At 63.2% G+C, this 12743-nt stretch carries 11 protein-coding genes and 1 pseudogene; 9 read left to right on the top strand and 3 right to left on the bottom strand.

The window, feature by feature from the left end; all coding sequences use genetic code 11:
• Window positions 1–64: 64 nt before the first annotated feature.
• Window positions 65–931, bottom strand: a complete 867-nt coding sequence (rfbA, locus tag A5733_RS14225) for a glucose-1-phosphate thymidylyltransferase RfbA (protein ID WP_067774468.1) — start codon at window positions 929–931, stop codon at window positions 65–67.
• A gap of 426 nt (window positions 932–1357) precedes the next feature.
• On the opposite strand from rfbA, the gene A5733_RS14220 reads away from it, so the two are divergent.
• From A5733_RS14220 to A5733_RS14195, 6 genes and pseudogenes are all read left to right on the top strand, one after another.
• Window positions 1358–2614, top strand: coding sequence for a glycosyltransferase (locus A5733_RS14220; protein WP_076240582.1), 1257 nt, complete (start codon window positions 1358–1360; stop codon window positions 2612–2614).
• A gap of 197 nt (window positions 2615–2811) precedes the next feature.
• Complete coding sequence (locus A5733_RS14215; RefSeq protein ID WP_076240600.1) at window positions 2812–3546, top strand: class I SAM-dependent methyltransferase; 735 nt, start codon at window positions 2812–2814, stop codon at window positions 3544–3546.
• Between the two features lie 256 nt (window positions 3547–3802).
• Window positions 3803–4603, top strand: coding sequence for a TylF/MycF/NovP-related O-methyltransferase (locus A5733_RS14210; protein ID WP_067774473.1), 801 nt, complete (start codon window positions 3803–3805; stop codon window positions 4601–4603).
• A gap of 78 nt (window positions 4604–4681) precedes the next feature.
• A complete protein-coding gene (locus tag A5733_RS14205; protein ID WP_076240581.1) occupies window positions 4682–5950 on the top strand; it encodes a glycosyltransferase in 1269 nt (422 codons plus the stop codon).
• A gap of 193 nt (window positions 5951–6143) precedes the next feature.
• Window positions 6144–6932, top strand: a complete 789-nt coding sequence (locus A5733_RS14200) for a TylF/MycF/NovP-related O-methyltransferase (RefSeq protein WP_076240580.1) — start codon at window positions 6144–6146, stop codon at window positions 6930–6932.
• A gap of 147 nt (window positions 6933–7079) precedes the next feature.
• Window positions 7080–7862 (top strand): annotated as a pseudogene (locus A5733_RS14195) (class I SAM-dependent methyltransferase); the annotation flags it as partial.
• A gap of 7 nt (window positions 7863–7869) precedes the next feature.
• Here the strand turns inward: A5733_RS14195 and A5733_RS14190 are convergent.
• Together A5733_RS14190 and A5733_RS14185 are read right to left on the bottom strand one after the other, a co-directional pair.
• The gene (locus A5733_RS14190) at window positions 7870–9093 is read right to left on the bottom strand and encodes a class I SAM-dependent methyltransferase (protein WP_076240579.1); all 1224 of its coding nucleotides are present in this window, start codon (window positions 9091–9093) and stop codon (window positions 7870–7872) included.
• Between the two features lie 128 nt (window positions 9094–9221).
• On the bottom strand, window positions 9222–10472 hold the full coding sequence (locus A5733_RS14185; RefSeq protein WP_076240578.1) for a glycosyltransferase: 1251 nt from the start codon (window positions 10470–10472) through the stop codon (window positions 9222–9224).
• Between the two features lie 119 nt (window positions 10473–10591).
• Here A5733_RS14185 and mtf2 point away from each other — a divergent pair, with 119 nt between their 5' ends.
• The 3 genes from mtf2 (at window position 10592) to A5733_RS14170 (ending at window position 12725) form a co-directional block, all read left to right on the top strand.
• On the top strand, window positions 10592–11413 hold the full coding sequence (gene mtf2 / locus A5733_RS14180; RefSeq protein WP_083666195.1) for a fatty-acid O-methyltransferase Mtf2: 822 nt from the start codon (window positions 10592–10594) through the stop codon (window positions 11411–11413).
• 119 nt (window positions 11414–11532) lie between these two features.
• Window positions 11533–11778 carry a hypothetical protein gene (locus A5733_RS14175; RefSeq protein ID WP_076240598.1) on the top strand — a complete coding sequence of 82 codons (246 nt, stop codon included), beginning with the start codon at window positions 11533–11535 and terminating at the stop codon, window positions 11776–11778.
• Window positions 11779–12494: 716 nt separating this feature from the next.
• Window positions 12495–12725 carry an MbtH family protein gene (locus A5733_RS14170; RefSeq protein WP_067774486.1) on the top strand — a complete coding sequence of 77 codons (231 nt, stop codon included), beginning with the start codon at window positions 12495–12497 and terminating at the stop codon, window positions 12723–12725.
• Window positions 12726–12743: the final 18 nt, after the last annotated feature.

Raw genomic sequence — 12743 nt, 5'->3', positions numbered from 1 at the left:
TTGGCCTGTACAACTGGCCGTTTCCGGCGCTGCAGGATGTTGCTGGGGCCAGAAAAACTGCCGGCTACTTGCGTTGCAACAGTTCCAGCAGATACGAGCCATACCCGGATTTGAGTAGTTCTTTGGCCCGAGCTTCCAGTTGATCGTCGTTGATGAAACCGGCGCGCCAGGCGATCTCTTCGGGCACACCGATCTTGAGACCCTGGCGGCGTTCGATGGTGCGGACGTAGTCGCTGGCGTCGAGCAACGAGTCGAACGTGCCGGTGTCGAGCCACGCGGTACCGCGCGGGAGTACCTCGACCGAGAGCTGACCCAGATCCAGATAGGTCTGGTTGACCTCGGTGATCTCGTACTCGCCGCGTGCCGACTTGCGCAACGACCGGGCGATCTCGACGACGTTGTTGTCGTAGAAGTACAGACCGGGGACCGCGTAGTGCGATTTCGGAGTGGTCGGTTTCTCCTCCAGGGACAGCGCGGTGCCGTCCGCGGCGAACTCCACCACCCCGTAGGCCGACGGGTTCGCCACCCAGTACGCGAAAATGGCGCCACCACTGACATCTTGGAAGCGTTGCAGGCTGGTGCCCAGTCGTGGACCGTAGAACACGTTGTCGCCCAGGGCCAGGGCAACCGTATCGGTGCCGATGTGGTCGGCGCCGATCACGAACGCCTGTGCCAGCCCCTCGGGTGAATCCTGCACGGCGTAACGGAGATTCACACCGAAGGCCGACCCGTCACCGAGTAGGCGTTCGAAAGCGGGCGCGTCGGCCCCGGTGGTGATCACCAAAATGTCCCTGATGCCGGCCATGATCAGGGTGGACAGCGGGTAGTACACCAGCGGCTTGTCATATACCGGCAGCAACTGCTTGCTGACCCCCATGGTGATCGGGTGCAAACGGGTGCCTGAACCGCCGGCGAGAATAATTCCGCGCATCTGCTCTACCCCTCGGAAAACTCGGCGTTGTTGAGTGCGGTGGCGGCGGAGACGTTTTCTGACGCGTCAGGGCTAAACACGCTTGCCACCATATCGAGCCTAGCCCGGCGGCGACCACGGATCGGTCTGGACCGGGCGCCCACGAATTTCGCGAAAACCCGGCCCGACCAGAGGGATCTTCGCCGCCCGGGCGGCGAAGACCAGAGCAATCAACCGAAATTTGCCGGGGCGGTGACGCCCTGCGGTCAACACACAGAATGGCCACATCGACGTCGTCAGCAGATTTGCCGCATTTGAACACGTGGGTCCATCCCGTCGCGACGAGCGCGCGGCAATTTTTCATCGCCGTTGGACAAAGACCAATTCGGCGCAACAAGTTTCATGATCGGCGGTTAAGGTGCAAGCGGTTGGGGGTGTGGATCTGTCATGAGAATTGCATTGGCAAGCTACGGGACCCGTGGCGACATCGAGCCGTCGGTCGCGGTGGGACAAGAACTGCTGCGCAGAGGGCACGAGGTCAAGATGGCCGTGCCACCGGATCTCGTCGGCTTCGCCGAAACGGCCGGCCTGCAGGTGGTCGAGTACGGCCCGGCGGTGGAACCGCAGCTGGATGGTTACCGCGACCTGTGGACCTCCTGGGCCAAGCAATTCTGGCACTTGCAGGAGTTGGTGGCACTGTGCCGGGAGGCGTTGAGCACCGTCACCCAGCAGTGGGCCGAGTTGAGCCGGACGCTCCTGGAGTTCGCCGACGGCGCCGATGTGTTGTCGACCGCGGTCGGATATGAGCAACCGGCTGCCAATGTTGCCGAGTACTACGGAATTCCGCTGGTCACCTTGCACACCATGCCGTGGCGGCCCAATGGACAGCTCTTCCCGATCGTGCCGGCTCCGGTAACCAGGGCCGGGATGGTCGCCTACGACTGGTTGGCCTGGCGGCTGACGAGGAAGTATGAGGACGCCCAACGGGCCGAACTCGGCCTGCCGCCCGGCACCGGTCCCGCACCGGTGCGGATGGCCCGACGCGGAGCCCTGGAGATCCAGGCCTACGACGAGGTCTGTGTCCCCGGGCTGGCCGCGGAATGGTCCAAACGAAACGACCGGCGGCCGTTCGTGGGCGCCCTCACCCTCCAGTTGTCGACTCGCGCGGACGAAGAGATCGAGAACTGGATCGCCGCCGGATCACCTCCGGTCTGCTTCGCGTTCGGCAGCATCCCGGTGGAATCTCCGGCCGACACCCTCGCGATGATCAGTGCGGCGTGTGCCGAACTCGGTGAACGCGCGCTGGTCTGCGCCGGGGGGACGGACCTCAGCGGCATCCCGGTTCCCGAACACGTGAAGGTGGCCGGCGTCGTCAACTATGCAAAAGTGTTCTCGGCCAGTCGAGCCGCGGTGCATCACGGCGGGTCCGGGACCACCGCCGCCAGCCTGCGTTGCGGCACACCGACCCTGATCTTGTGGTCGGTCGGTGACCAACCGCTGTGGGGCAACCAGCTCAAACGGTTGAAAGTGGGTACCGCCCGCAGCATTTCGACGACCACCGCAGAAACCCTGGTCGCTGACCTGCGCCGGATACTCACCCCGGAGTATGCAGCTCGAGCCCGGGCACTGGCCGCCAACATGACGCCACCGGCCGACAGCATCATGAAGGCGGCCGATCTGATCGAGGGGCTGCCCTCGCGTTGAGTCGTCATGTTTCACGAGTTGCGGTAACAGATCTCGTCCGCCGGTACCCTTGCCGGATGGTGTCTCGACCACTTTCGCCGTCCCGCGACACACTCGCCGATTCGCAGGCGTCGTAGAGGATGCGCATGTTCCGCTTGGCATTACAGCAGCGACCCCCGTTCATCGTGCGGCGCTACCCGTACAAAGACTGGCAACGGATGCGTACCGCGCTGGGTCCGGATCTGGCCCGGACGGTGACCATGCATGCCGATGACGCTCCGCCACCGGCCAGCGAGATCAGCCAGATCTTCGACAACGCCCACAACATCCACAAGCTGCGGCATTACCTGGGCGTCTACCAGTCGGCCATGACCCAGACCGAACGCCTGCTCGAGATCGGGGTGGATCGCGGCGGCTCACTGCAGATGTGGCGCAACTACCTACCCGAGGCCACCATCGTGGGGCTCGACATCAGTCCCAAAGCCGCACAGTACGACTCACCGGCGAACGACATTCACGTCCGGATCGGCGACCAGACGGACACCGCGTTCCTGCAGAGCGTGCTCGACGAGTTCGGGCCCTTCGACACGGTGCTCGACGACGGTGGTCACACGGCCAAGCAGATGATCGGGTCGTTCAAGTACCTGTTCCCGCGGCTCAAGCCGGGCGGTGTCTACCTGGTGGAAGACGTGTGCGCCAACTACTGGACGTCATACCGTGATCAGCGGGAATCGTTCATCGACTTCACCAAGTGGTTGATGGATGCGATCCACGCCCCGTATGCACGGACGAAATCGGTTTTCCAGTTCATGGAAGGCCACCCGAAGCGGCTCGCAAAACTCGAAGTGCCGTTTGCCGCGACCATCATCGACCGCATCGAGGTGGTGGATTCCGTGGTCGTGATACACCGTGCCGCCGAGCCGAAGAAGCTGTCCCGCGCCGTTTTCCGCTGAGATCTTGAACCCCCAGCGCATGAGCGGTTTATTTGCCGCAGCGGCGTCAAAACGGCATCTGCCCACATTACTCACGCGCAATCGTGAGCGCCCGCATTAGCCTTTTTCGCACTCCCCCACCGAATTCGACCGCGGGTTTGCTCAGGCATTAGAGTTGGAACACCGGTCGTTACAACGGAAATGCGTTGAGGCAGGACACCTGCGGGCTAGGCTCGACACCGAACCCGCATCCGAGTTAGGGGGCAGTTTTTTGACCGTGACGGATCACGACACCCGGTCTGCCTATCTGGACCTGCTCCGACAGGACCTCACCAGGTACGGGGTCGACGAATTAGTGCCGGTGGGCTGGAATTGGTTGCACCGCCCAATTTTCAAGATCGGCAATACCATGCTGGTCCGGAAGCGTCCGTTCGATCAGCGTAAGCGCGACCTCGGCTTGGACTGGCCCGCAGAGGCGCTGACCATGATCGGGATGAAGCGGCTCACCAGCCTCCAGGAATGTGTCGAAACGGTGATCGCCGACGACATCCCGGGCGACCTGGTCGAGTGCGGCGTGTGGCGCGGTGGGGCGTCCATCCTGATGCGCGCCGTGCTGGCTGCCTACGGTGACGAGACGCGAAATGTCTGGCTCTGCGACTCATTCGAGGGTGTGCCGCCGCCTGACGCGGCGAACTACAAGGCCGACAAGGGCGATCGGTTGCATCTCGCCGCGCCGATCCTGGCCGTGTCGGAGCAGGATGTGCGGGCGAACTTCCGGCGGTACGGCCTCCTGGATGACCGGGTGCGCGTGGTGGCCGGCTGGTTCAAGGACACCCTGCACGATGCACCGATCGAACGGATCTCGGTGCTGCGGCTCGACGGTGATCTCTACGAGTCCACCATCCAGGGACTGGATGGTCTTTACGACCGGCTGTCCCCCGGCGGGTTCTGCATCATCGACGACTACCACGCAATCGAAGGCTGCCGGAAGGCGGTCACCGATTACCGGTCCAAGCACGGGATTTCGGCGCCCATTGTGAACATCGACGGAACCGGTGTGCTCTGGCGCAAGGAGTGACGGTGCGGTGGCAGGTCTGCTCGGGAAATGGACCTGCCTCACCGTCCCCGGTGGCTCACTGAAAGGCAAGAACCCGCAATGAAACTCGTTCTGGCTGCCTACGGGACCCGAGGCGATCTCGAGCCGTCCGTGGCCGCCGGTCGTGAATTGGCGCGTAGAGGGCACGACGTGCGTATCGCGGTACCTCCCGATCTCGTGGGATTCGCAGAGGACGCCGGCCTGGTCGCGGTCCCCTACGGCTTGAACACCCAGAAGTGGCTGGGCGTGTACCGGGATTTCTGGACCTGCTTCTTTCATCGATTCTGGAACGTGCGGGAACTGCGGCGGTTGTGGCGCGAGATGTGGGCTCTGAGCGACCAAGCTTGGACACAGATGAGCGCCGGACTGGTGTCGTTGGCCGAGGACGCGGACGTGCTGTTCGTCGGCCAGAGCTACCAGGAACCGGCGGCGAATGTGGCCGAGTTCCACGGCATTCCATTCGCCACGCTGCACAACACGCCGATCCGGGTCAACGGTCGACTGCTGTCTCGCCTTCCGGCACCGCTGGCCCGTGCGGTGATGTGGACGTACGACTGGTTCGGCTGGCGGCTGAACAAGAAGGTCGAAGACGCGCAGCGCCGGGAGTTGGGTCTGCCGAAAGCCACGGGTCCGGTATCTCGGCGGATCGCCGAACGGGGAGCACTCGAGATCCAGGGATACGACGAGGTCTGCTTCCCTGGTTTGGCGGAGGAATGGGCGCCTTGGCGCAACGAGCGACCATTCGTCGGGACGTTGACACTGGAACTGTCGACGGAGGCAGACGAAGAGGTTTCGTCGTGGATCGCCGAAGGGCCGCCGCCGGTCTGCTTCGGCTTCGGCAGTATGCCCGTCCACTCGCCCTCTGCCACAGTCGAAATGATCGCCTCGGCGTGTGCCGAGCTGGGACAGCGCGCCTTGATCTGCTCGGGCTGGAGCGATTACAGCGATGTCCCGCAGTACGAGCATGTCAAGGTGGTCGGGGCGGTGAACTATGCGGCGGTGTTCTCGGCCTGCCGCGCCGCGGTCCACCACGGCGGGGCCGGTACCCTGGCCGCAAGTCTGCGGGCAGGAGTGCCGACACTGGTGCTGTGGATCGATGGGGCCCAGCCCGTGTGGGCGTCCCGCGTGAAACTCCTCAATGTCGGTGCTGTCCGCAGTTTTTCGAGCACCACCAAGGAAACCCTGGTGGCCGACCTGCGGAAGGTCCTCACGCCGGAATGCGCGGCGCGAGCCCGCGAGGTCGCCCTTCGCATGACGCCGGCGGCGGAGAGTGTGGCAAAAACTGCCGATCTGGTCGAAAGTTTCGCCCGCGCCCGGTCTTTTGCCTGACCGGCACGAGAGATGTTTGCCAACACCGCCGTGCTCGGCGCAAAGGCAAGGTCGATACAGGGAATGGGCCTCGGATGCGCATTGCGAGTATTGAAATACACTGCGCAACAGAGCATTCCGCTTCCCCCAAGGGGCCGCGGCGGCGCTCGGTTTCCGGGCCTGCGTGGTACCCGCCGATGCTAAGGTTGCGCTCGTGGCTAAAGGGCTGACACTCCCCACCCGCTTCTGGTTGAAGGCGGTGCGCGCGGAGTACTGGCTTGCGCGCAAGGTGCTGCCGAACGTGTACTCCAATGACGCGTTGATCTGTTTCAACAGCTTTGCGTTCATGGACGATCCCGACTTTCAGCGCGCCTACCAGCGCGGAGCCCGCGCCCTCAACGGCATGGATTGGTACCAGTGGCACTGGCGCGTCCACGTCGGTCTATGGGCGGCGTCCAGCGCCAGCAAGCTCGAGGGCGATTTTGTCGAGTGCGGAGTCAGTTACGGCTTTCTCAGCAGCGCGATCATGGAGTACCTGGACTGGGACCGGCTGGGGAAGACGTTCTACCTGCTCGACACGTTTGCGGGGCTCGATCCCCGCTATGTGACGGCCAGCGAGAAGGCGGCCGGTGCGCTGGAGAGAAGCGACGAGCATGTCCGCAACGGCATGTACGGCAGCTCGGTGGACGGGGTCCGCCAGAACTTCGCCGAGTGGAAGAACCAACGCATTGTCGTGGGCGCCGTGCCCGAGACGCTCGACCAGGTAGACGCGGACACGATTGCCTTCCTGCACATCGACATGAACTGTGCCCCACCAGAGGTCGCGGCACTGCGGTACTTCTGGCCGAGACTGTCGCCGGGGGCCATCGTGCTGCTCGACGATTACGCCAACCGCGGGCGCGATGAACAGCGGATCGCGATGGATGAGGTGGCTCGAGAGCTGGGCGTGCTGGTCTGCGCCCTGCCGACCGGGCAAGGCCTGATCCTCAAGCCGCCGAACTGACACCCTCCAGCTACCAATTGCTGGGTGGCTGTGGCCGCCGCGTGGCTTCTGGCGCGACCCGAAGTGCAAGCTAAGGCGCTGTGCTGCAAACCATGTCGACGCATTTTGCAGCGTCACGCGCTGCGAAGGCAGTGCTATGGTCGTCGCATGGCAAAGAATTGGCCCCTGAAGTTCCGGATCGCCTGGGCCGGCCTGCGTACCGCGTACTGGGTCCCGCGCACGCTCTTGCCCAACGTCTATTCCAATGACGCGTTGATCTGTTTCAACAACTACGCGTTCATGGACGATCCCGACTTTCAGCGGGCCTATCAGCGCGGTGTGCAGGCGCTGGGCGGTGAAGATATCCATCACTGGCACTGGCGAGTTCACGTCGGCCTGTGGGCGGCGGCCACCGCCGCCAAGGTCGAGGGTGACTTCGTCGAGTGCGGTGTCAGCCACGGGTTCCTCAGCAGCGCAATCATGGAATACCTGAACTGGGATACGTTGGGCAAGACGTTCTATCTTCTGGACACCTTCGCCGGCATGGATCCGCGGTTCGTCTCCGAACAGGAGCGAGGCGCCGGGGCGCTGGTGCGCAACCAGGCCGCGCTCGACTTTGGCATCTATGGCAACTCGGCGGACATCGTCCGAGCCAACTTCGCCCAATGGACCAATCAACGCATCATCGTGGGCGCTGTCCCCGAGACGCTGCAGCAAGTGGATGCGGCCGCCGTGGCGTTCCTGCACATCGACATGAACTGTGCGCCACCGGAGGTGGCTACCCTGCGGTACTTCTGGCCGCGGTTGTCACCGGGCGCCATAGTGTTGTTGGACGATTACGCCAACCGTGGTCGTGACGAGCAGCGCATCGCCATGGACGAGGTCGCACGCGAGCTGGGCGTGATGATCTGTGCTTTACCCACCGGCCAGGGCATCCTGATCAAGCCGCCCACGGTGGTCACACCAGTTGAACCTGAGGTACATACACAATCCAGCGCCCACCTTGTTGGGCAAACTGACGCTCCTTCCCCATGATCTCCTCGGCATGGTTCCAGGCGAACAGCAACGCGTAGTCCGGGAAGGGCTTGGAGAAGGCGTCCGGCGCGCACACGGGGATCAGCGACCCGGGAGTGACCGTGCCCTGCTTCTCAGGCGTCGAATCACACACCATGGGAAGCAGTTCCGGCCCGATACCGCAGTAGTTGAGCACGGTCGCGCTGCGCGAGGTGGCGCCGTAGCCGACCACAGTTCGGCCCTCGGACCGCAACTGCTCCAGTAGCGCCACGAGGTCCGTCTTGATCTTGCCGATCTGGCCTGCGAACCGGTCAAAGGTCACCGGTTCGGTGATTCCGGCGGCCTTCTCCATGGCGAGGAACTCGGCCACGGCATCGGTGGGCGGTCGACTGCCGGCCCGGGCCAGGGTGTAGCGGATCGACCCGCCGTGCAACGGTAGATGCTCGGCGTCGACCAACTCGAAGCCGAAGTGCGCAGCCATCATCTTCACCGAGCTGACGGAGAACAGATAGATGTGCTCGTCGTAGATCTGGTCAAAGTAGTTGTGCCGGAGAATATCCGCCAGCGAGCGATCCTCGAACACGAATAGCCCGTCGGGCGCCAGCAGGAGGTCGACGCCACGCAGAATCGAGTCCAGCCGGGTGATGTGGCTGAACGTGTTCGCCGAGAAGATGAGGTTCGCGGGCCCGTGCTCGGCGAGAATGTCCTTGGCGGTCGACTCATTGAAGAAGTCCGTCCGGACGTTGACGCCATGCGCCCGCGCCACTTCCCCCGCGCCGGCCGCCGGATCGACCCCGAGATGCCGGACGCCCGCGGCGCTGAGTGTCTTGAGCATGACGCCGTCGTTGCTGCCGATTTCGACGACAAACCCGTCGGGGCCGTGCAACGAGGTTTCGATGATGTGCCGGGCCACTTCCTCGAAGTGCCTACTGATCAGCATCGATCCGGAAGCCCGGTACGGATAGTCGGCGCGGTACATCTCATTGGGCGGCACCGTCTCGAGTTGCTGCACCATGGAGCAACCCGAGCAGATTCCCACTGCCAGCCGGAAAGTGGGTACCCGCTCGGCATTTTCGCGTTTGGTAAACGCATTGGAAACCGGCTGCCGACCGAGATCCAGAACCTCGCGTAGGTCGCCGCCGCAGATCCGGCATTCGTATGTGGTCAACGCAGCCCCCTATAAGCCCGCCGAAGTCATCGGCGCATTTCGCGTCCGGAATGTCTTCTCGCCACAAGCCTATGACGTTCCCGGACTTGAGAAGTCCCCTTTCGGCAACGTAACACGGATCGGGGTGCTCAGCGCCGTCGCCCGGCTTGCGCCTCGAAAAGGTCTGCTGCCCGAATGACGCTCTCGCGCTGGCTGGTCATTCGGGTGGCCAGCTCGCGGGCCCGAACGGCATACTGCGGATCGAGGATCGTGCGCAGATCCGCGACCAGTGTCCGTCGGTCGGTTGCCGAGATACGCCGCGCGGTACCGACCTTCAGGCGTTTGACCTGATTACCCCAGTACGGCTGATCAGCCGTACTCCACAGGATCAGGGTCGGTATTCCGGCGCGCAAGCCGGCTGCAGTGGTGCCCGAGCCGCCGTGGTGAACCACTGCCCGGCAGGCCGGGAACACCTCGGCATAGTTCACCGCGCCGACCACCTTCACGTCGGTCAACCCCGAGGTGTCTCCGAAATCCGTCCCCCCGGCACAGATCAGCGCTCGCTCACCCAGCTGCCGGCACGCCGAGCTGATCATTTCCATTGTCGCTGCCGGTGATTCAAGCGGAATACTGCCGGTCGCAAAGCAGATCGGGGGCGGCCCATCGGCGATCCAGGACGTCACTTCCTCGTTGGCCGCGGTGGTCAACTCCATCGTCAACGCCCCGACGAACGGACGCCGGCCGCTGAACTTCGCCCACTCGGCCGCCAGCCCGGGCACCGCGACGTCGTCGTACGCCTGGATCTCGAGTGCCCCCTGCTGGGCCATCCGCCGAGGCGACGGACTCGTGGACTCGGGTAGGCCCAGCTCGCGGCGCTGCGTGTCGTCGGCGCTCTTGGTGGAACGCCACATGAGCCATTCGGAGATGCTGCCGGTCGCTCGTACCACCGTCGACGGCAGGCTGGGAACCAGCCGTCCGTTGGGTCGCATCGGGAAGTGGTGCAGCGCGATCAGTGGAATGCCGTAGTACTCGGCGACGTTGGCCGCAGGCTGTTCGTAATTGAGGCCGGTCGACAACAGGTCGGCATCGCGAGCCAACGTCATCAACGTCTTGCTGGTCTCCGGCCAGTAGCGGGCGATGGGCGCCCACAGCTCGCGCAACGAGCCGACCGGGTTGCGCATCAACCTGGTCCAGAAGTTTCGCAGGAAGTCCTCCCGCAGAAACTCGCTCAGCTCCGGTCCGTAGGAGATCACCTCAAGTCCGGCGGCCTCGGCGAAGTCGATCAGGTCCGGAGGTACGGCCAGCTCGACATCGTGACCTCTGCGCTGCAGCTCGCACCCCACGCTGACGGACGGCTCGACATCACCGCGAGTTCCGTAGCATGCCAGCGCAAACTTCATCCGGCCACAACCTTTCCGTTGCCGTTCCAGTTGTCGTACGCATCCGGCGCGAGCGGCGCGAACGCCTGTGTTCCGGCGCAATCGACCATACCGCCCAAGACTTTGCAATAGTTGGTCGTATGGCTCTCAAAGGTGCGGTTCGGGACGGGCGCGACCGGTTCGTAAAGAATCAGAGCGACAGAATTGTTCAGTTCGCGCAGAAGTTCATCTATCCGTATGCCACCCGCCGGCTCCAATCCGAGGACGTGGTGTTCCTCAACTACGGATACGAGGAAGACCCGGCACTGGCTGTGCCCCTTGTGGATTCGGATGAACCCAACCGGTACTTCATCCAGCTCTACCACGCGACCGCGACCCAGGCAGAGCTCGCCGGAGCGCGGGTGCTGGAGGTGGGGTGTGGCCATGGCGGGGGCGCCTCCTATCTGGCCCGCACGTTGCTTCCGCAGTCCTACACGGGGATCGATCTCAACCCGGAGGCGATCGCGTTTTGCCAAAAGCGCCACCAGGTACCTCATTTGGAGTTCAGGCGTGGAGATGCCGAGGATCTTCCGTTTGCCGACGGCACGTTCGACGCCGTGATCAACGTCGAATCGTCGCATCTGTACCCGCATTTCCCCCGCTTCCTCGATGAGGTGACGCGGGTACTACGACCGGGCGGGCACTTCCTCTACACAGATGTCCGCATGGTGGCAGAGATCCCGACCTGGGAAGCAGAACTGGCAGCCTCGCCGCTGCAGCTGCTTTCGGAGCGCACGATCAATGCCGAGGTAGTCCGGGGAATGGAGCACAACCTGGCGCAATGGCGACACGTCTTCGAACGCGCCACCCCGGTGCCACTGCGATGGCTGGCCCGTAAGTTCGAGCCGGCCCGGAGAGCGTGCGAGGATCTGCGCCCGGGTGGCTCGTCGGTGTACCGCATGTACTCCTTTGTCAAACCGTGACGGCCCGCGTCACCGACAGCTCGAACACCGCTGTAACGCAGCGGGATTAGGGCTGGAGATGATCGGCGCGGTGTTCGCGTCCCGCGTTTGTGCAGCTCGTCGGTGGGTATAGTGGCGGCATGAACCTGCTGGAGTCGATCGAACGCGGCCTTGGCTGGCTGGCAACGCCCAGGCACTTGCCCGGCCGCCTCGAGATGGAGACTCAGCGTGGCAAACGCCTCGAGCTGGAAGTCGTTTCCTTCGCGATCCGGATGCCCGTCGCGGGCGGCGTCAAGCTGAAATTCCCGGTCTTCCTGATGCTCATGCCGTCCGGTTCCTCGGCGCTGAGGGGCACCGAAGACGAATCCGCACCGTCGCGCTCCTAGCGGTTCGACGCCGCGTCGACGCCGCGTCGACGCCCGGCGCAACCCATGATCGGACATTGCTGTCTGCGGCACGGTGATTGCCGGCGGCCGCTCGTCGGTTGAATGCCCGTTCACTTCAGCATGCAGCGAAAACCGGCCAAAGTTTAAGTTTCCGAAGGGGTTTGGCGGCTCGACGGTTCGTTGCTGAAGTTGTCCCGTCACGAAGGGTGGCCCTGCTCGCTGAGATACCTTGACGTCGAACGACTCTCGACAGCCCCGGCCATTGCAGATTCAGCAATTGGTGAACAGGGCCCTCCCCCACGCAGTGAACTGGCCAAACAGCCACATGACGGACAAATAGTTAATTTCGTAGCCGATCAATGAATTGTGTCGACCGTTCGGCGCGCACGGGGCGTGGTAAAACGGGATTGTCCGCCGAGATTTGCTATAGCGGGAAGTTCGGGGCAATTTGAGACTGTCCATCTCCTTAGCCAACAGCCAGACCACACAAAACTCACAATCTGCGAAAATACGCAATAACGTGACGGCGACGTCAAATCGGGATGACCTCACACATTCGTCTGATCTTGAAAGTCCAGTTAACTGCCTAGTAAAACTAGGGGAAGTTCGCTGAGCCGGGGCCCGGATTGGACTTCACCAAAAGCGGGAACTCGCTTGTGCGGCCTACCGTATGTTTGCGATATCTTTGCGCAGTCCGCTGAACAACCTGGAGAAACGTGAGCATCAACCCATTCGACGACGACAACGGCAGCTTCTATGTCCTGGTCAATGACGAGGAGCAGCACAGCCTGTGGCCGAGCTTTGCCGATGTGCCTGCGGGGTGGCAGGTCGTCTATGGCGAGGCGAACCGTTCTGCATGTTTGGAGTTCATTGAGCAGAATTGGGCAGACATACGTCCGAAGAGCCTGCGTGAGCGGTTGGCGCAGGACGGGTCTATTCAGCGCTAATTGGTCTCTGGAGAAGTT

Origin of the sequence: Mycobacterium sp. NS-7484 (assembly GCF_001953975.1) — a bacterium.
Classification (GTDB): Bacteria; Actinomycetota; Actinomycetes; order Mycobacteriales; family Mycobacteriaceae; genus Mycobacterium.
This window is presented reverse-complemented; position numbering and strand designations above follow the sequence as displayed.

Excerpts from the sequence above, each read along its gene's own strand:
- A5733_RS14205 (WP_076240581.1), top strand. The coding sequence starts at position 4,682 with ATGAAACTCGTTCTGGCTGCCTACGGGACCCGAGGCGATCTCGAGCCG.
- rfbA (WP_067774468.1), bottom strand. The coding sequence starts at position 931 with ATGCGCGGAATTATTCTCGCCGGCGGTTCAGGCACCCGTTTGCACCCG.
- A5733_RS14220 (WP_076240582.1), top strand. The coding sequence starts at position 1,358 with ATGAGAATTGCATTGGCAAGCTACGGGACCCGTGGCGACATCGAGCCG.
- A5733_RS14185 (WP_076240578.1), bottom strand. The coding sequence starts at position 10,472 with ATGAAGTTTGCGCTGGCATGCTACGGAACTCGCGGTGATGTCGAGCCG.
- A5733_RS14215 (WP_076240600.1), top strand. The coding sequence starts at position 2,812 with ATGCGTACCGCGCTGGGTCCGGATCTGGCCCGGACGGTGACCATGCAT.
- mtf2 (WP_083666195.1), top strand. The coding sequence starts at position 10,592 with ATGGCTCTCAAAGGTGCGGTTCGGGACGGGCGCGACCGGTTCGTAAAG.
- A5733_RS14175 (WP_076240598.1), top strand. The coding sequence starts at position 11,533 with ATGAACCTGCTGGAGTCGATCGAACGCGGCCTTGGCTGGCTGGCAACG.